Annotated in this window: 10 protein-coding genes; 7 read left to right on the top strand and 3 right to left on the bottom strand. The window is 59.6% G+C overall.

Annotated features, from left to right (window positions below; genetic code table 11):
• Positions 1 to 232 precede the first annotated feature (232 nt).
• The 3 genes from HY011_29470 (at position 233) to HY011_29460 (ending at position 9,980) form a co-directional block, all read left to right on the top strand.
• The gene (locus tag HY011_29470) at positions 233 to 5,341 is read left to right on the top strand and encodes a hypothetical protein (GenBank protein ID MBI3427079.1); all 5,109 of its coding nucleotides are present in this window, start codon (positions 233 to 235) and stop codon (positions 5,339 to 5,341) included.
• Positions 5,342 to 5,592: 251 nt separating this feature from the next.
• Positions 5,593 to 8,958, top strand: coding sequence for a carboxypeptidase regulatory-like domain-containing protein (locus tag HY011_29465; protein MBI3427078.1), 3,366 nt, complete (start codon positions 5,593 to 5,595; stop codon positions 8,956 to 8,958).
• A gap of 209 nt (positions 8,959 to 9,167) precedes the next feature.
• The gene (locus HY011_29460; protein ID MBI3427077.1) at positions 9,168 to 9,980 is read left to right on the top strand and encodes a hypothetical protein; all 813 of its coding nucleotides are present in this window, start codon (positions 9,168 to 9,170) and stop codon (positions 9,978 to 9,980) included.
• A 24-nt stretch (positions 9,981 to 10,004) separates the two neighbouring features.
• On the opposite strand, the gene HY011_29455 is transcribed toward HY011_29460, so the two are convergent.
• The gene (locus HY011_29455) at positions 10,005 to 11,417 is read right to left on the bottom strand and encodes a hypothetical protein (GenBank protein ID MBI3427076.1); all 1,413 of its coding nucleotides are present in this window, start codon (positions 11,415 to 11,417) and stop codon (positions 10,005 to 10,007) included.
• A 253-nt stretch (positions 11,418 to 11,670) separates the two neighbouring features.
• Here HY011_29455 and HY011_29450 point away from each other — a divergent pair, with 253 nt between their 5' ends.
• From HY011_29450 to HY011_29435, 4 genes are all read left to right on the top strand, one after another.
• Positions 11,671 to 13,500: a long-chain fatty acid--CoA ligase gene (locus HY011_29450; GenBank protein ID MBI3427075.1), complete on the top strand. Its 1,830-nt coding sequence runs from the start codon at positions 11,671 to 11,673 to the stop codon at positions 13,498 to 13,500.
• Positions 13,501 to 13,753: 253 nt separating this feature from the next.
• A complete protein-coding gene (locus HY011_29445) occupies positions 13,754 to 15,730 on the top strand; it encodes a SpoIIE family protein phosphatase (protein MBI3427074.1) in 1,977 nt (658 codons plus the stop codon).
• A 55-nt stretch (positions 15,731 to 15,785) separates the two neighbouring features.
• A complete protein-coding gene (locus HY011_29440) occupies positions 15,786 to 16,727 on the top strand; it encodes a PDZ domain-containing protein (GenBank protein MBI3427073.1) in 942 nt (313 codons plus the stop codon).
• A gap of 29 nt (positions 16,728 to 16,756) precedes the next feature.
• The gene (locus tag HY011_29435) at positions 16,757 to 17,236 is read left to right on the top strand and encodes a hypothetical protein (protein ID MBI3427072.1); all 480 of its coding nucleotides are present in this window, start codon (positions 16,757 to 16,759) and stop codon (positions 17,234 to 17,236) included.
• 224 nt (positions 17,237 to 17,460) lie between these two features.
• Here the strand turns inward: HY011_29435 and argH are convergent, their stop codons facing one another.
• The gene (argH, locus tag HY011_29430) at positions 17,461 to 18,951 is read right to left on the bottom strand and encodes an argininosuccinate lyase (protein MBI3427071.1); all 1,491 of its coding nucleotides are present in this window, start codon (positions 18,949 to 18,951) and stop codon (positions 17,461 to 17,463) included.
• A 77-nt stretch (positions 18,952 to 19,028) separates the two neighbouring features.
• Entirely contained in the window at positions 19,029 to 19,391 is a 363-nt protein-coding gene (locus HY011_29425) for a four helix bundle protein (GenBank protein ID MBI3427070.1), read from the bottom strand.
• Positions 19,392 to 19,393: the final 2 nt, after the last annotated feature.

Raw genomic sequence — 19,393 nt, 5'->3', positions numbered from 1 at the left:
ATTACAGACACAGAAGTATAGAGCGGTTGGCAATTGGGTTGGCGGGCTGGCGCACCGGGGCGGTACCGCGCGTGTCAGCAAGCGGAGGCTTGACTACTGAACTACTGCGCCGAATTTGACGCACCGCTTGCTGACGCGCGCGGTACCGCCGACCCGCATACTTTTCTGAAATCCGCTCTAGTTCATTTGTGCGAAGCGGGCGCGCAACGGCGCGGCGCGAGGAACAATTGCGATGGATGAATCAATTTTCGTTTTGCTGGGATTGGGCGCGCTGGGCTTGCTCATCATCGGTTTCATCACCGTGCTGGGCTGGTTCGCCAAATTGTTTGGCCTCGGTTCAAGCGCGCCCGTGGCGGTGAAGCTGGCAGAACCAGCGCTTGCCTGCACAGCTTGCGGGACTGCCTTGCAACCGGTTGATCTTTTTTGCATCGGTTGCGGCGCGCCAACCCCTACAGCCGCACATCAACGGACAGCGGATTTGCAGGCCACCAAACGCGTCTTGCAGCGCTTGCGACAGGCGGGGCGAATTGATGAGACAAGTTACCAGCAAGTCTGGCAAGCGCTTGAGACCGAAGCCCAACAAGCAGCAGGCAGCCCCGCACAAGCGCCCGAACCGGCCATTTATTCGGCGCAACCAGTGTTGGAATCTGTGCCGCCCGCGCCCGTCGAAGCTTTACCTGTAATAACAGCGGCAGCCGCGCCGATCTCACCTGTCACCGCCAAACCCGCGCCGGAGCCGCGCCGCACCTTCACCGAAATGCTCGCCAGCTTTATGGAAGAGAGCAGCATTCGTTGGGGCGAATTGATCGGCGGGTTGCTGATCATCGGTTCTTCGCTGGCGCTGGTCGTGAGTTTGTGGTCGCAGATTGCCGAGCGGCCCGTGCTGAAATTCGGCGTCTTTATGACCCTGATCGCGGGTTTGTTTGGGCTGGGCTTTTACAGCGCGCATCGTTGGAAATTGCCGACGACCAGCCGGGACGTGCTGCTGACCGCGATGATGCTCGTGCCGCTCAATTTTCTGGCCGTTGCCGCGTTTGGCCGCACGAGCGCCGCGAGCGCAGGCATCTTGCTGGCCGAAGCCGCATCCTGGCTAATGCTGGCCGCGCTCGTTTGGCTGGCCGCGCGCGTCATCGCCGCCGAACAGCAACAGTGGCTGACTCTCGGAACGCTGTGGGCATCACTGGCTTTGTTGCTGGCCAAACATCTTGCGGCCTCTGGCGCGGGAGGCGGATTGAATTGGCGCAGTTGGCTGCTGCTCGGCGCGCTGCCAGTGTTGGGCTATGTCGTCAGCGTGGGCGCGGCGGTGCGTGCGGCGCGGCAGTCAGAAGAAATTCAAGCGGCGCGGGTTTATGGGCTGTTCACTGTCTTGGGCGTGAATCTGTTCGCCGTGCTCTTGCCGCTGGGTTTGTTGCAGGTGCGCGCTGAAAATTGGACGCGGGCGCTGCACGAAAATGCGCCGTTGGTGGCGCTGTTGGGCATCCCGGCTGTGGCGCTGGGCTGGTTGCTGTGGCGGCGCTTGCGCGCGACTGAGTTGGCGGGCGAACGCACCGTGGCCGCTAGTCTGGGGCTGAGCGGGGTGGCGCTGTTAGTGGGCAGCGCGTTGTTGGCGTTTCCCTTTGTTGATGCGCTGATCGTGATTGCGTTGTTAAACGTGGCACTGTTTGGCTGGGCCGCGTGGCGTTATGAATTGCGCGCGGCGCGTTGGCTGGCCTTGGCGCAAGCGGTTTGGGCCTATGCGCTGCTGGGCCAGATGACACTGGGGCGATTGACATTCGGGATGGAAGACGGGCGGCGCTTGCTGGCGTCGGTGCTTTCCTATTCGAGCAGTGTCGCATTGCTGGCTGCCTTTGCCATCCTTTACGGCCTAGCTGAATGGTGGCGCGAGCGCGCGGCGGAAGACGAAACACGCACGGCGCGGGCGCAGGATTACGCCTGGGCGGCGGGCTTGGTCGGCCTGTTCAGCCTGTTGCTGGCGACCTTGCACGGATTTGCTGTCGTCGGCGACCCCAAGCGGCTAGCGTGGGTTTTTGGTTTTTATGCCTTGGCGGCTTTTGTGTGGGCGTGGCGGCGCACGTTCTGGCCGGGCGTTTGGCTGGGCTGGTTGTTGCTCTTGGGCGCCAGCGCGCAAACCTGCGTTTACAAATACGGCTGGCTGCAAAACTGGCGGCACGCCTGGATCGTGAGCTGGCTGGTGTTGGCTGTGGCCGCGAGTCTGACGAGTTTGGCGAGCGTTTGGCGCAGCGAAAAGGCACAGCGCCTGTTGTGTCGGCCCGGGTTGCAAGTGGCGTGGGGCAGCGCGCTCTGGGCCAGCGTGGCGATGCTGGCGGACAGCCGGGGCTTGAATGGTTGGTACATCGCGCCGTTGGTGTTGGTGAGTGCGGCGTGCGTTGTTTACGCCTGGCGATGTGAAACGGGCACGTCTGCCTGGGCGGGCGGGTTGTTGCTCAATGCCGCCGTGACTGTGGGTTACGCGATGTGGGTGGAGAATCAAGGCGGTCTGATTCGCGGCCATGAATGGGCGCGGCTGGTGCAATTAAATCTGCTGACGGGCGCGGGTTATGCGCTGGGCTGGTTGCGGGCCGCGCGGGCGGTGGATGCGGCTTGGTTGCGTTGGCAGGTGCGCGCACTAACGGGCGCGCTGCTAGGGCTACTGAGCTTGTTGGCGTTGTCGCTGGGCTGGTTGACGGTGTGGCCGAGCGAATTTGCGCGCACAGTCGGGGATGGGCTTGGCTGGGCGGCGTGGCTGGCTGTCGCAACCTGTTTCGTTTACACACGGCAGAATGCGCGCACCTTGCCGTGCGTGCGCAATGTGGCGCTGACAATGCTCTCATTGGGCGTGCTGCTGGCTTGCACGCTGCAACGTTTTGCGCCGGAAAACTGGTTGAGCTATCACACGCTGTTGGCGATGACCGTGGTGACGGCGTGGGCAATGTTGTGGCTTGTATTGCTGGCGCGGCGTGAAGCGCAATTTACCGTTGGGCACAATCGCGTGCGCGCCCGTTTAACAGAATGGTTGAATGCGTTGCTCGCGCAATCCAAAACGACGGCGGACAGTGCAACGCTGTGGGCCATTTGTTTGAGCGTCGCTACGGTCTGGCTGAGCCTGCTTGATTTCAACGCGCCGGGCGGGCCTTGGCGCGGCGTCGTGGCGTTGGCTGGTGTTGCCGCCTTATCCATTGGGCTGGCAGTGGCCCGCCGCAGCCATAGTTATTTTTATGCAGCCGGGCTGTTGACCTGTCTGGCGCTGACGGAATGGATTTTTGGATATAGCAAAGGCCCTGGGACGTTGCTGGATGTCGCGCTGTTGAACGTGACCGCGCTGGCCGCCGTGGCGCTGTTGAGTCTGTGGCTCGAATTGAAGGTCTTGCGCACCACTGCCGAGGCCAGAACGAGCGTGCCAGCGTTCCATCAATTCGCTGCTGTGTTATTGCTGCTGCTGACTTGCTTGAAGGTGGTGGTTGGATTGAGCCTGGATTTCAACGGCGCGCAGCCGTTGCCCGTGAAAGGCTGGATCGCGGGCGCGGCTTTGGCCTCGGTGATGACATTGTGTCTGGCTTGTTTATGGGACGCGCTGTTTGCCTATCGGTTCGCGGTGTTGTTCATCGCCGGGTTGGCGACTGTGGCGGCGTTGGTAGACCGGCAGAATTTGTCTGCGCAGTTTTTGCTGGTCGCCGCCGCCTTAACATTGACCGGCTATGCATTGGCGGTGGCATTGGTTTGGCGGCAACGTGCGAAGCTGGTTGTGGCGCTGCGCGGCTGGCGTCTGCCCCGGTTGGTGGAAGCGGCCAACGCCAGTGCTGTTTGGTTGCTATATGCCGAAACAGGTTTGGCGGCTGGCGCTGTTTTGGCGGCCTTGTCGTCGAGTTGGGCGGTTGTCAGTTGGCCGCAGCGAATGTTGGCCGCGAGTGTGGCGCTGTTGGCGCCCTTGGCAGTTGGCTGGTTGACGCCAATTGGGGGCGTAGCCCCTGAACAAGTAGCGCCGCCCACGGAAGGGCACAGCCCTTCCGCACCTCTGGCGGCAGCGCCGCAAGGCAGGTTGCAAACCGGTTATCGTCAGTGGGGGCAAATGGTGGCGCTGGTTTTGGAACTTGGCGCAATGACCGCGTGGCTCTGGGTTGCGTTGAATTTGCCTGGTTATGCCCAAGACGCAAATCGCGCGGTTACCTTGCTGGCGTTGACGTTGACGCTGGCGCTCACCTTCTTTGGCACGCGCGCGGCGGAATTCGTGGTCTGGCCGCGCGCGTTGGGTGCATGGGAAAGCGCGACAAGGCGCGTGTTGTTTGGCGCGGGGCTGTTTGGCTTGGGCCTGCTGGCGCTGTTGTTGTTCTTTGAGTGGGCGCAAACAAACGACATTGGTTACGTGCCGTTGGGTTGGTGGGCCAAGGCGGCGTTGACGATCTGCTTGCTGGCGCTTTGCGTCGTGTCAGTCGCCTTTGCGTTATGGCGCGGGCGCGATCCGTTTGAATTACGGGCCGAACAACGTGGACGTTATGTTTACGCGGCTGAAATCCTCGCCGTGTTGTTGCTGGCGCATCTGCGCTTGAGCGCGCCGTGGCTGTTCGGCGGGATGTTCAAACAGTATTGGCCGCTGGCGGTGCTGGCGCTGGCTTTCGCGGGCGTAGGCGTGGCGGAACAATTGCGGCGGCGCGGGCGCGTCGTCTTGGCCGAGCCGCTGGCGCGCACGGGTGTCTTTTTGCCGCTGCTGCCGAGCCTGGGATTCTGGCTTTTGGAATCGCGCGTGGATTACGCGGGATTGCTGCTGCTGGTCGGTTTGTTTTACGGCTTGCTGTCAGTGATGCGCCGTTCGTTTGGGTTTGGCTTGCTGGCGGCGCTGGCGGCGAATGGCGGCTGGTGGCATTGGTTGCAGCGCACAGAGGATTACGGCTTCCTGGCGCATCCGCAGGTGTGGCTGATTCCGGCGGCGTTGTCGGTGCTGGCGGCGGCGCACCTCAACCGTGAACAGTTGACGCGCGAACAGATGGCGGCCTTTCGCTATGCGGCGTTGATCACGATTTACGTTTCTTCGACGGCGGACATTTTCATCCACGGAGTAGGGGCTTCAGCTTGGCTGCCGCTGATGTTGGCGGTGTTGTCGGTGGCGGGTGTGCTGTTGGGAATGCTGCTGCAAGTGCGCGCGTATCTGTTCCTGGGCACGGCGTTTCTCTTGCTGGCGGTCATCACGATGGTCTGGCACGCGGCGTTGAGCCTGGGTTGGGGCTGGTTGTGGTATGTGAGCGGCATCGCGTTCGGCATTTTCATTCTCTATCTGTTTGCGCTGTTCGAGCGGCGACGCGCCGAGTTGATTGGGCTGATGGAACGATTGAAGACGTGGGAAGCATGATCCGCGATTTTGGCTGGCCTGCAAAAAAAAATAAGCATAGCGATTAATTAGACTTGCGGCCTGTCAGGCGAATCATTTACCTTCATCGCCAGAATTCATCAGAATTTGAGGGCCAGACAGTTTTCTTGAATTCCCATCGGGCCGCGTCCAAATCCGCGCAATGCTTTTCCAGGCCGTGACCGGATGGGGTGGGATACTGGCGGCCATCAAACCAATTTCCGATCAACCCAAATTCAACGGAGGGTGTCTCTATGAAGACCAAACGATGCTTAGGATTGTTTGCGGCGTCAATCATCCTGCTGGCGGTCGCCAGTTTCGGCACGGCATGGGCGCAAACCGAGACCGGCCAGATCATCGGCAAAGTGGCTGACCCAAATGGCGCAGTCATTCCTGCTGCCAGCATTACAGTGAAATCCACCGGCACGGGCGCGGAACGCACGGCCACAACCGGCTCGGATGGGGTTTACGTCATCACCAATCTGCAACCAGGCATTTACAGCGTCACGGTCAAAGCCAAAGGCTTTGCCGACAGCTCCCAACAGGTCAACATCACCGTGGGCGCCAAGATCAGCTTGGACACCGCAATGTCGCTCACCGCGATTACTGGCAACGTCGTCGAAATCGTCGCGGGGGGCGGGGTGGAAGTCAACACCACGCATCAGGAACTCTCTGATGTGGTTTCGGGCAAACAGGTCACCGAATTGCCGACCTTGACGCGCAATCCGTATGCGCTGGTCGTGCTTTCGGGCAACGTCGCCGCCGACCCCAATGGCGCGTCGGGCCGTGGCGTGGGCGTTTCGATCAACGGGCAGCGCGCGGCCAGCACCAACATTACGCTGGACGGCGCTGACAACAACGATTCGTTCGTGGCGGGCGTCGGCCAGACCGTGCCGCTCGATTCGGTGCAGGAATTCCGTGTCATCACCTCGAACTTCTCCGCCGAGTATGGGCGCGCTTCGGGCGGCATCGTCAACGTGGCGACCAAATCCGGCACCAATAATTTCCACGGCACGCTCTTCGAGTTCAACCGCGTTGCCGCGACGGCTTCCAATGGCTTCGACAACAACGCGCAGGGCAACGAAAAAGGCGGCTTCACGCGCAATCAGTTCGGTTACTCGCTGGGCGGCCCGATCAAAAAAGACAAGCTACAGTTCTTCAGCAGCACCGAATGGACGCGCGTGCGCAGCACCGGGCCGGTCATCAACGTCGTGCCCACGCCGCAATTGATCGCCGCTTCCAACGCCGCTACCCAGTCCTTCTTTGCGCCCTACAAGCTGGCGCGGCCCATCAACGGCACCGTCTACACGGTTGGCGATGTGGTGGCTTCGCTCGGTGGCGCGGGCGCGTTCGGCGCCAATAGCCCCTTCGCTACGTTGCCAGCCAACACGCCGGCCTTCGGACAAACCAAGTTTTCAATCCCGACCGATCAGGGCGCGGGCAGTCCGCAAAACACCTATCAAACCAATTCGCGCGTGGATTGGAACATCAGCGACAAGACGCAGGTCTATGGCCGCTACGCGCTGGATAGCCGCGTCAACGCGGCCGGTTCCTTGAACTACAGCCCGTATGACGGTTTCGATTCCGGCCAGACCATCTTCAACAACAACTTCCTGATCTCGGTCACGCGCACCATCACGCCGAACCTGATTTCGCAAAGCAAGCTCACCTACAACCGGCTCAACCTGCAACAGCCGCTCGGCAAACAGGCCGTCAGCCCGACGCTCTATCTGACCGGCGGCACGGCCAGGATTCGCAGCTTCCTGCTGTCGTTCCCCGGCTATTCGCAATTCACGCCGGGCAACGCCATTCCCTTCGGCGGCCCGCAGAACGTCGGCCAGGTGGCCGAGGACGTGAACTGGAACAAGGGCAAACACCAGTTCCGCTTCGGCGGCCAGTATGTCTATCTGCAAGACAACCGCGCCTTCGGCGCTTATGAGAACGCGACCGAGCAGTTGGGCGCCAACACTGTCAGCGGGCTGAATAACTTCGTGCGCGGCCAGTTGACGATCTTTCAGGCGGCGGTCTTCCCGCAAGGCAAGTTCCCCGGCGACACGCTGACGCTGCCGGTCGGCCCGCCCGACTTCACGCGCAGCAACCGCTATCACGACTTCGCCTTCTACGGGAACGATGCCTGGCGCGTCAAACCGCATCTCACGCTGAATCTGGGTATCCGCTGGGAGTATTTCGGCGTGCAGCACAACAAGGACCCGAAGAAGGATTCCAACTTCTACTTCGGTTCCGGCTCATCGTTGCAGGAGCGCATTCGCAACGGCAAGGTGCAGATCGCGCAGGACAGCCCGGTCGGCGGCTTGTGGCAGAAAGACCTGAACAATTTCGCGCCGCGCATCGGTTTTGCCTGGGACGTGTTTGGCAATGGCAAGACCTCGCTGCGCGGCGGCTACGGCATCGCCTACGAACGCAACTTCGGCAACGTCACCTACAACGTCATCCAGAATCCGCCCAGCTATGCGGTGGTTTCGCTGCTGGCGGGGACGGACGTGCCGTCAATCGCGGTGACACCGAACAATGCCGGCCCGCTGGCTGGCGCGAGTGGCAGCAAAGTGCTTCCCACTGTCAGTCTGCGTTGGGTGCGTCCCGACATCGTGACGGCCTTCTCCAGTTTCTACAGCGTGGCGCTACAGCGCGAGTTGTTCTCGCGCACGGTGGTTTCGCTCGAATTCACCGGCTCGGTGGGCAGCAAGCTCTATTCGCTGGAGAACTACAACCGCACCGGTTTCGGCTCGCAGTATCTCAACAGTTCGGTTGCGCGTCCCCCGGCCCTTGGCGGTACGGTGACGCGGTTGAACGGGCAATACGGCAACATCAACGAACGTGGCAATGGCGGCTACTCCAGATTCAGGGGCTTGGTCGCCGGGCTGGAGAGCACCAACTTCCGCAGCAGCGGATTGCAACTGACGGCCAAGTATCGTTACAGCGTCGCGCGCGACAATCTGAGCACGACCTTTAGCGAGTCGGCCAACAGCTTCAACCTGGGCCTGCTCGATCCGTTCAACAACCGGCTTGATTATGGCTACGCGGACTTCGATGTCCGGCACATCTTCACGCTCGGTTACAACTGGGAAATCCCGTTTGCGAAGGGGATGCACGGCATCGGCAAGCAGATTCTGCATGGCTGGTCGTTCAATGGCATCTTGACGGCGCAAACCGGCAGCCCGTTCACGACCTTCGATTGCAGTAACGGCATCACCGTCTGTTTGCGCTTGGTGCCGACCGGGACGCTCCAGACTACGGGCAGCGGCAACCCGAAAGACACGGGCGATCCGAATCGCTTCAACTTCATCAGCCTGAGCAATCAGAAGCCGAGCGACTTCACTGACAAATCAGGCGGCGTTGAAGTGGGGCCGTATCCGACTACGATGACTGCGCGCAACCTCTTCCGTGGGCCGGGGCAGTGGAACCTCGACCTGGGCATCTACAAGAAGTTCTTCCTGACGGAGAGGTACGAGTTGCAGTTCCGCGGCGAGATGTACAACGCGTTCAACCATGCCAATCTGTTTGCGGGCGTGGGCGAAGCGGACATCAGCAGCCTGGACTTCGTGCCGGCCAGCCGGTTCGGACGGCGGCACGTTCAACTGGCTCTGAAACTCCAATTCTAAAAGCGCGCGAACGCTGACAGAATTTTTCAATTGGGCGAGGTCTTCAGCAGGCCTCGCCCTTTTCTCAATCCGGGTACTGAACTGTAGGACGGACATTGGTCTGGTTGTACAGCGGACTGTGAGTCCGCTGGCAGGCTCGGCCAGTCGCTCAAGCACCGAGACGGTCAGCGGACTGACAGTCCGCTGTACTTTTCCAATGAGGGACAATCATGAAACGAATTGCCTGCTTACTGGCTTTGCTGACGGCGTTCAGCCTGACCGCTGGCGTGCAGGGCTTTCAAGAAAAGCTTTCCGCGACCGAGATCGTCAACAAACATCTGGCCGCCGCCGGTGGCAAAGAGGCGCTGGCGAAGATCAAAACCCGTGTCGCCATCGGCACGGTCAAGCGCGAGAACCAGGCCGAGGTGCAAGCCTTGATTATGTCCGAAGCGCCCGACCGCGTTGCACTGGCTTACAGCTTTCAGGATGCGACCTGGCGCTTGATCTACGACAAAGGCAAACAGCTCTTCCGACCTTCCTTCACGCGCGAATACAACGTCGTCGAAGACAAGTACCGCGAGATGCTGGCCTCGGGCTTTTTCACCAACGGCATCGCGCTTTACAACGCGCTGCTCACCGAGCCCGCGCCCGACGCGAAGATCGAGGCGCGCGGCACGAAGAAGATCAACGGGCGACTGGCTTACGTGGTCGAATACAAACGCGATAAGAAAGCGAACGTGGTCAGGCTTTGCTTCGACGCTGAAACTTTCATGTGGGTGCGCAGCGAGTTTGGCCGCGTCACCATCCCGCAACAAATCGGCGCCTTGAGCAACGATGTGCAATCGAGGAGCGATGACCAGCCCACCGCCGATTTTTATGTCGAGACCGCGGACTTCCGCGAGGTGGACGGCCTCAAGCTGCCGCACAAGTTGATCCAGGTCGTCACCTTTCCGATCCTGCGTCAACGCCCGGTCGGCACGCTGACCGTCACCATCAACGAGTACAAACAGAATGTCGCGATTGATCCGAAAATGTTTCAGTGAACGCAAACAGCGCGCGCGGCTGCTTCATTGCGCGCGTTGATACCAGACGATGTGATCGCCGTCATTGGCCCGCTCCGAATAGACGGTCGTCTGATAGCCGACCGACTTCATCCTCAGCACAGGCAATTCCAGCAGCGCATTGTTCGACATCAGTAGCCCGCCTGGCCGCAGCATGCTTTCGATATTCGACAGGGCCAATGACTGCTCGAACACGTCGTAATAGACAAGGATGTTCGTCGCGATGATGAGGTCGAAGTTTGCGGGTTGCGGCAAGCGCTGAAAGACGATGTTCAAATCCACCGGATGAATGCACGCGACGATGGCGGGATTGATGCGCACGGCGCGCAGTTCCAGCCCTTTGAGCGCTTCAGGCACGGCGCTGGGCGCAACCGCCTTGCCGATTTGATTGCCGAAGCCCTGCCAGTATTTCAGCAGTTCCGGTTTCCATTGCGCCTGCGGATCGTGCAGCAATTGCACGGTGTAAGCCTGCCCCTGCGTGGCGCGCTGGGCGGCGCGCGTCAGGTGTTCCAGCACGCGCGGGCTAAGGTCGCAGGCTGTCACTTGCAAGGTCTCAGCGCTGCTCAGCCCCAGCCGCAGCAGCGCATCAATCAGCGCAAACGGCTGCAATGTCTGTTCGGGATAGAAGTCGTAGCCGCCGGCCTTGTCGGTGAAATCCAGCCCCGGCCCGACGATGGCGACTTTTTTGACGCTGGCGGACGTGAACAGACCGCGCGCTTTCAAGGCCTTCAACGACTCTTCGATGGCGAAGTTGGGCGCGAGCGTGGTGTCCAACGAGAGGCCGCGCGCGCGATAGAGCTTCGAGCGTTCGATGAACTCCTCATTCGCGCCGCCCGCCGCGCGCGCCGCTTCAAGCGTGCGCTGATAGCCTTCCTGTTCGTTGAGCACGCGCAGCAATTGCGTGAGCACGTATTCGCGCAAGTTGGTGCGGCCAGCGGGCGTGTCGGGCTGCCGGTCATCGCGCACCACCAGCTTGCGCAAGAAAATCAGCCGCTCATTCGTCCCCGGCTCGGCCAGCCCGCGCAACAGGTCATTCAGGCGCGCGTTAAACACGGCGCTCAGCGCGCTCGCCCCCGGCGCGGCTTTGAAGCGCGCCAATTCAGCAGCCGTCATGCGCGGCTGTGGCGTGAACGACACGCCGAAGAGCAGGAAGTTGACGAGCGTGTCTTCGTCGCCTTGCCGCAAGCGGGCGCGCACGGCGGCGTCCTGCCGCTGCACCCAGGCCGGCCACAAGGCGGCCTGAGCGCGCGCGTCTTTGTCCTTCAGTTCGGCGGGCAGGATTTCATTCATCAACTGCAGCAGCGGTTGCGCCTCGGCGTGGGTGAGGTAGCGCGCTGTTTGCTCGCGCGCGGCTTGCGCCAACAGCAGCGTCGTCAACGCCAGGCATAACCAGAAAATGAGAGTGAGACGAATGCGCATAGTCGCAATGCAGAAGCTAAAAGTGGTCGGTTGCCCGGAAATGCCTGTCGGGCCTGCCGGGGATTGATGAACGAGGCGGCGATCATATCGCAATGATACGCCCGCTCACAGGGCTGTGCGCAATTGTGGCCACGCGCCCAGCAGCCGGAAAATTGACAAATTTCCGGGCAAGCCTGAATATCCACCCCGCATTGTCAAAGCTTGCAATAAGCGATTTCCCTAAGAGAACAACCCATCAACACAGGTGAAAAGCATGATGAGTGCGGATTCCCCGCGCACCCTTAACGAGTTGTTTGCGACGGCTGTCCGGCGGCGCGCCTCCGAGATCGTGATGCGCTTCAAACGCGACAAGCAATGGCACGAAATCACGGGCGCTGAGTTGGCCGAACGCGTGCGCAATGTCGCGCTCGGTTTGCACTCGCTGGGCGTCAAACCAGGGGAACGGGTGGCCTTGCTCGCCGAAAGCAGCCCGGAATGGAGCCTGACCGATTACGCCATTCTGGCGACAGGCGCGGTCAACGTGCCGATCTACCCAACCCAGTCTGTTGATCAGGTCGAATTCATCTTGCGCAACAGCGGCGCGCGCATCCTGTTCGTCTCGACCAATCGCCAATTGAAACGCATTGCTGCTGCATTGGCCGCGCTGAAAAAAGACCGCCCGCGCTTGATCATGTTCGAAGCGCCCAAAGAGGACGCTAAGGATGTGCTCGCGCTCTCCGAACTGGAAAAACGCGGCGCCGAAGAGCGCACACACCAGCCAAACCTGTATGCGGAATTGGCGGCGCAAGCCCAGCCTGAAAACCTGGCGACGATCATTTACACGTCGGGCACGACCGGCGACCCCAAAGGCGTGATGCTCACGCATCGCAATCTGGTGAACAACGCGCTCAATTCGGGCCAGGTCTTTGAACTGCGGCCCGACGATGTGGCGCTCAGCTTCCTGCCGTTGTCGCACGTCTTTGAACGCACGGTGCTTTACATTTACATGCTTTACGGCGTGCAGATTTGCTACGCGCGCGGCGTCGAATACGTCGGCGAAGACATCAGGGAAATCCGCCCGTCGGTCGTGACGGCGGTGCCGCGCCTCTTCGAGAAGATATACGCGACGATCAACAAACGCGCCTCCGATCAGCCGCCGTGGAAACAAAAGCTCTTTCATCGGGCGGTCAAGCTAGGCCGCGAAGCCGCCCAATTGCAGAACCAGGGCAAAAGCGTGCCGCTCAGCACCAGACTGGAATTGAAAGCCTTGGATAAACTGGTGTTCAGCAAATGGCGCGAAGCCGTGGGCGGGCGGCTGCGTTTCTTTGTTTCGGGCGGCGCGGCGCTGCCCTCGGATTTGGCCTATATCTTTCTGGGCGCGGGCATCATCATTTTGCAGGGGTACGGTTTGACCGAAACTTCGCCGGTCGTCTCGTTCAATCGCCCCGGCGCGAATCGCGTCGGCACCATCGGCACACCCATCCCAGGCGTGAAGGTGCGCGCGGCAGCCGACGGCGAATTGCTGGTGCAGGGCGATAACGTCATGCAGGGTTATTACCTGATGGAAGACGAATCGGCGCAGGTGTTGAAAGCATACGACGACGGGCTTTGGTTCCATACCGGCGACATCGGCACGATTGATCCCGATGGGTACATCCGCATCACCGACCGCAAGAAGGATTTGCTCAAGACCAGCCTGGGCAAATACATTGCGCCGCAACCTATCGAAAACCTGATTCGCGGCATCCCGATGGTCGAACAGGTCATCGTCATCGGCAATGCGCGCAAATTCGCCGCCGCGCTGATCGTGCCGAACCTGGATGCCTTGCGCACCTACGCCAAGTCGCTGGCCCTGGAAGTCAAAGAGGCCGCGCAACTGGCCCAGCAACCGCGCATCCTCGAATACTTCAAAAAGAAGGTGGACGAGGTCACGCGCGAATTGGCCCCGCACGAAAAGATCAAAAAGATCGCCCTGATTCCCCAGGAATTCACCATCGAAGGTGGCGAGCTCACCCCCTCACTCAAAATCCGCCGCAAGTTTGTCGAGGATAAATACCGCGACGTGATTGACGCTTTATATCCGAAATTTGAAGCAGAAGGCTGAACCGCACCGACACGTCGCGTGTTGCTTTTCGTGGCGAGACGTGTCCGGTCTGACGCATTGATTGAAACCTGAGGTCTGGCAAGCGGGCGTTCAGAGTTCCGCCTTTAGGCGGCGGCGGCGCGTAGCGCCAAAACGCGCCTGCGGCGCGCCACCGCCTAAAGGCGGAACTCTGAACGCCCGCTGTTGCTGCGCTCAGATGAAATTGAGTAAGCCAACATTGGCTGGTTCGCTGTCGCCGCTTGTGGCAATCCGCATGGCTCAGGTAAACCCAAGCAAAAAATTCTGGCCGACGACGTTCGCTGGCAGGGCGATGCTGCTGGGCGTGGCGGTGTGGTTCATCAATTGGGTTTTCTCCAAAGGGCAGACGTTGTTGGGTAGCATCTGGTTAAAGACGGTGGTGGATTTGGCTTCGTGGGGCGCCTTGCTGTTGCTGGCGTACTGGCTGTATCGCGGCGTGGCCTGGTTGATGAAACGGTTGTTGTGGCGGTTGCGGCGGCGTTTGGTGGTCACGTGGTTGTTGATCAGCGTCTTGCCGTTGGGTTTGGGACTGCTGTTGGTGTTGTTGCTCGGTTACGTTTTGCTCAGCCAAACATACGTGAATTTGGCGCGGCGGCAACTGGATGTTTATCTGGCCGAATCGCGCGCTGCGGTGCAGGCGCTCACCGATGAACTCAAAGCCAATCCGGCCAGACAAGCTGAAATTTTGCGCGAACACGCCGACGCGCTCAGTCCTATCTTTCCGAATGTGCGCTTTACGGCCAGCGCCGAACCGACGCTTCCTTTATGGCTTGGCACACAACCGGAATTTCATGGCCTGGTGATGGAGCGTCACACCACCGGGCGGCGCGAAGTGTTTGCTTATCATTACGTCCAACTCAACGCGCGTGACCGCACAGCGCTGCAAATGAAGTATCCCCTCGGCGGGTTATGCGGCAATCTGAGCAACACCGTGGGCGTCCCGGTTGCACCAGGCCATGCCTTGCTCGCTTTGGTGCGCAACGCGCAGGGGCAGATGCAATTGGACGAAGACTCGGCGGCGGAGGCGCGTAATTTTGCGCCCGAAGATTTTTCGGGCATCAACGTCTTTGCGCCGGTGTATGAATGGGAATCGGGCCGTTTGATGGAAGGCGAGGTGTTGCGGCTGGATGATTCGTTTTTGCAGCCGGAACAAATCTGGCAACGCCTGCAACAGTTCCGCACCGGCAGCCGCTATGGCTATCTAGTGTTTTGGGTAATCGGGCCGGTGGCCTTGATCTTCGCCTTGATCGCCGCCTTAGCCATCGTTTCGGCAGCGGTCTTGACGCGGACGATCACGGGCACGGTGCATTATCTGTACGAAGGCACGCGGCGCGTCGAAGCGGGCGATTTGCAGCACGAGATTCAGGCCGTGGGCAATGACCAATTGGGCGAACTGGCGCATTCGTTCAATCGCATGATCCGTTCGATTCGCGATTTGCTGCGCGTCTCGGCGGAAAAAGAGCGGCTCGATCAAGAGATGAAAATCGCCTCGCAAGTGCAGGCGCGCCTCTTTCCGCGCCACCTGCCGCAAACGAAGCTGCTGGATTTTGCGCCCGGCGTCTGTTTGCCCGCGCGGCAGGTGAGCGGCGATTACTACGACTTTCTCTGCCTCACGCCGGAATTGACCGGCGTCGTGATTGCGGATGTTTGCGGCAAAGGCGTTTCCGCCGCCTTGCTGATGGCAAATTTGCAGGCCCATCTGCGCAGCCAGATACAGGCCTGTCAGGAAGTCGAGCCGCCCTTGCGCGCCGTGGGCGAGATCGTGGCGCGGGTCAATCAGTTGCTCAAGGCCGTGGCGCCGGATGCGAGTTATGTCACGCTCTGCTATGCTGAATTCGATGAACATAGTTCGACGCTGCGCTACACCAACGCGGGCCACAATCCACCGCTCATCTGGCGCAGCAATGGCGAATACGAACGATTGGAATGCGGCGGCACCGTGGTTGGTTTGTTTGCCGAAACAACTTACGAGCAAGCGGCGGTACAACTTTACAGCGGCGATCTTTTCGTCGCGTTCACCGATGGTTTACTCGAAGCGCATAATCCCTTTGAAGAGGAATTTGGCGAAGCCCGCATCCTCAGAGTGTTGCAGCAGCACGGGCAACGCAGCGCCGCCGAAATTAAAGATGCTTTGTTGGCGGCTGTTCAGCAATGGACGAGCGGCCATGAACAGGAAGACGATTTAACGCTCGTCATTTTCAAACGCCGGTAATTTTGCGGGAACGACAGTGACAAGCTGGGCGTGTGTAGGCGGAGGTAATTTGTTTATGCAAAACATCAGGTTGGCGGGGCTGTTTTTGCCAGCCGTATTTTTCAGCAGTCTTTTTTCTCTTCTGGTTGCCGCACAGACGGCGGTCGGGACTCCGGTCACGCCTGCCTATGGCGGGAAGGTGCGCGCCTATCTGGGCGTTTTCCTGGGTGATGCGCCCGATGCCAAAGGCGCTATCGTCGGAAAGGTGGTCGAAGACAGCCCGGCAGCCAAGGCGGGTTTGCGCGTCAATGACATCCTGCTGAGTTTTGCTAAAACCGAGGTCGAGAATGCCGCGCACGTCTACAAATTGCTGGGCGAAATCGCGCCCGGCAGTGCGCTGCCCGTCACGATTTTGCGCGGCGGCGCGACCCTTAGCCTGCAAGTGACTTTGGGCGAACGGCAAGGTCTGGTGGATGCCTGTCAGAAGCTGTATGCCGAGGCGGATTTGCTGCAAGCCGAGGCCGACCGGTTGCGTAAACTGGCGGAAGAGGCCCGGCAAAAAGGGAATGAAGAAGATGCCAGGAAGCTTTTGAAAGACGCCGGGGATTATGCCAATGAAGCGGCGAAACGGCGCGAGGGGACAGACAAGGAAATTAGTGCCGGCGCCACCAGCGGCACCGAAGATTGCCGCAGGTCGAGACAGCCCGCCCGCCCGCCGCTGGGCCTGAGCGTACTGCCTTTGAGCGAGCAACTGGCGCAATTTTTCAAAGTCAAAACTGGCGCTGGGTTACTGATCACAGAAGTCAAACCCGCCAGTTTGGCGGAACGCAATAAATTGCAAGCGGGAGATTGTTTGCTGGCGGTGAATGGCAAACCGCTTACTACGCTGGCCGAACTGCAACGCCTGTTGAGCCGCATCGGTGAACCCATCTTGCGCAGCGCCAGCGCCGAGGCTGCCGAGATCACGCTGTTGATCGTGCGCGACGGCGTCGAAAAGACATTGCCCTTCAAGCTATAGCGGTATCTAGAGGAGCGAAAAACCAAATCATGCTGATTGTCTTGAACGGTTCGATCAATGCGGGGAAGACCACGACCTCGAAAATGATCTGCCAATTGTTGCCGCGCACCGCGCACGTCGAAGTGGATTCGCTGCGCGATTTCATCGCCTGGATGCCGTTGGAAGAAAGCATCCCCATCAACCTGGAAAGCGCAGTCGCGGTGACCAAGGTGTTTCTCAAATACGGCTTGAATGTTGTCTTCAGTTATCCGCTGCGGGCTGAAGATCACATCTGGCTGCTGAGCCAACTCGATGTTCCCATCCATTTTTTCACCCTGCGTCCGCCGCTGGACATCTCGCAACAACAACGCGGCAGCCGTGTGCTGAGCGCATGGGAAGTTTCCCGCATCGCCTATCACTACCAAACTGACGGCGCGAATCCGGACCTCGGCACGGTCATTGATAATTCGCAAATGACGCCGGAACAAACCGCGCGCTTGATCATTGAGCGCGTTCAGGCCAACCAATAAGTCCGGTCTCCAAACCAAAGAGCGTCAGTCATGAGCATTGGCCAGACAGCACATGGCCCTGAATTCGCTATGCCAAAAACGTTTCTTTCCGTAAATAATTCAGGGCTGGAAAGGGAACAAATGTTCAGAGTTCACGCAAATGTTCAGAGTTCACGCTTCAGCGTGGCAGCGGGCCGCCACTTACACGCTGAAGCGTGAACTCTGAACTGCCGCCACTGAAAAATTTACAGCAAGAAACTTTTTTTGGCGCGTGCCAGTTTGAGGGGAAGTGCGCGCAGGCTCTTTTGTTGGCCGTTCAGCCAGCGTTGCACTTGCTGATGAGTTTGGGTTTGCCGGTCGAGAAATTCCGTCACGGTCGAGGGCGCCGGGCCGCCGCTGACCGTGCGGATGTTGACGAAGCCTTCCGGTGAGAGCGCTTCCAGCAACTTTGCCGGAGCCGTTTTCAACGCACGGCCCAGCAGTTCAAGCGCGACAGCTTGCAAGGTCTCGACGATCAGCGTGTGCGGTGCTCGATGATTGGGCAAGCGTTTGGCCGTTTGCGCGGTCAGGCGATGCGCCTGTTTGAAACCCAGCCCTTCAGCGCGTACCAACGTGTCGGCCAACTCGGTCATCGTCAAAAAACTCTCGGCGGCTTTCTGCCGCAACCCCGCGACGTCAATTTCCAATGCGCCGATTGCGCCCGCCAACAGTTTCACCGCACGTTTGGCATCGGCAAAGCTGCGATGCACGAGCGGTTGCAGTGGGTCTTCCGAATCATTGATGTCGCCAAACGGCGTGTTGTGCGTGCAGGTCATCACGGCTTGGGCCTGACTGGCCGCGCGGCTGAGCAGGATGCGCACATGCTCCAACGCCACCGGATTACGTTTCTGCGGCATGATCGAACTGGTTTGCACGTAGGCGTCATTCAGCGTCAGGAAGGAAAACTCCTGCGTCGCCCACAGCAACAAATCCTGCGTAAACTTGCCCAGGTTCAGCGCGTTGACGGCCAACGCGGCGACGGCTTCCAATAGATAATCCACCGCCGCGACCGCGCCATAAGAATTTTCAGCCAGCCCTTCAAAGCCCAGCAGTTCCGCCGTCAAGTCGCGGTTGATCGGAAAGCCCGTCGTCGTGATGGCGCACGCGCCCAGCGGATTGCGATTGACCGTGACAAAGGCCGCTTGCAGCCGCGTCAGATCGCGCCCGATGAATTCGATGGCGGCGGAAAGATAATGCGCCAGCGTCGTCGGTTGCGCGGGTTGCGTGTGCGTGTGCGCGGGCATCACGGTGCGCGTGTGTTGGCGCGCGAGGCTGATCAATTCGGTTTGCAAGCCGAGCAAAGCTCCGATCAGTTCGAGCAAATCGCCGCGCAGCTTCATCCGGTACAGCGTGATGTCAATGTCGTTGCGGCTGCGCGCGGTGTGCAGCTTGCCCGCCAGTTCTTCGCCGATGCCCTCGATCAACTCGCGCTCGACATAAAAGTACAAATCTTCGACCGTGCCGTCATATTTGGCCGCGCGAATCTTCTTGTGATCGAGTGCGTCCAACCCGCGCAGGATTGCGGCGGCTTCGGCGCGCGTGAGGATGCGCTGTTTGGCGAGCATCAGGCAGTGCGCGTAATGGATGTGCAGCAGGTGTTCAAAAAAGAATTGCTGACCGTCGGTGAACAGATGATTGAGAACGGTTTCGGCGTAAATCGGGGCGGGGAACTGCGGTGCGGGTTGTTTGGAACTCATCGGATAGGTACTGAAAAAACTGGTTCGCTGCAAAAGAATTGAGAATGATGAATGAAGAATTGGGAATGAAGGCGGATTTAGGACTGCCCCCGCGAAGTTTTGACAATCTTCGTCAACAAACTGACCAGTTCATCAGCGTCAGCAAAGATGGAGTCATATTCGGCTTGCGTGAGAAATTCACCCGCCAGTAGAAGTTTGAGCCAATACTCGCTCTCTTTGGCCTTCTGCAAAGCCATGTTCAATTCGGAAGAAAACGCGTTGCGATCAACCGCTGCTTGCGATGTTTCAACCCGCGCGCCAATCAACGTGCCGGCGGTCAACAGAAACTTGCTCAAGACGAACTCGCGTTTTTCATCCGTCAGGTATTTGTAGAGTTTGACAATGCGCAACGCGAACTTGAACGATTTGTCGAGCACCGGATTGTCTTTCTTCTCGGCCATTA

The sequence above is a fragment of the Acidobacteriota bacterium genome, from assembly GCA_016196035.1.
GTDB lineage: Bacteria > Acidobacteriota > Blastocatellia > RBC074 > RBC074 > JACPYM01.
This window is presented reverse-complemented; position numbering and strand designations above follow the sequence as displayed.

Excerpts from the sequence above, each read along its gene's own strand:
- HY011_29470 (MBI3427079.1), top strand. The coding sequence starts at position 233 with ATGGATGAATCAATTTTCGTTTTGCTGGGATTGGGCGCGCTGGGCTTG.
- HY011_29465 (MBI3427078.1), top strand. The coding sequence starts at position 5,593 with ATGAAGACCAAACGATGCTTAGGATTGTTTGCGGCGTCAATCATCCTG.
- HY011_29460 (MBI3427077.1), top strand. The coding sequence starts at position 9,168 with ATGAAACGAATTGCCTGCTTACTGGCTTTGCTGACGGCGTTCAGCCTG.
- HY011_29455 (MBI3427076.1), bottom strand. The coding sequence starts at position 11,417 with ATGCGCATTCGTCTCACTCTCATTTTCTGGTTATGCCTGGCGTTGACG.
- HY011_29450 (MBI3427075.1), top strand. The coding sequence starts at position 11,671 with ATGATGAGTGCGGATTCCCCGCGCACCCTTAACGAGTTGTTTGCGACG.
- HY011_29445 (MBI3427074.1), top strand. The coding sequence starts at position 13,754 with ATGGCTCAGGTAAACCCAAGCAAAAAATTCTGGCCGACGACGTTCGCT.
- HY011_29440 (MBI3427073.1), top strand. The coding sequence starts at position 15,786 with ATGCAAAACATCAGGTTGGCGGGGCTGTTTTTGCCAGCCGTATTTTTC.
- HY011_29435 (MBI3427072.1), top strand. The coding sequence starts at position 16,757 with ATGCTGATTGTCTTGAACGGTTCGATCAATGCGGGGAAGACCACGACC.
- argH (MBI3427071.1), bottom strand. The coding sequence starts at position 18,951 with ATGAGTTCCAAACAACCCGCACCGCAGTTCCCCGCCCCGATTTACGCC.
- HY011_29425 (MBI3427070.1), bottom strand. The coding sequence starts at position 19,391 with ATGGCCGAGAAGAAAGACAATCCGGTGCTCGACAAATCGTTCAAGTTC.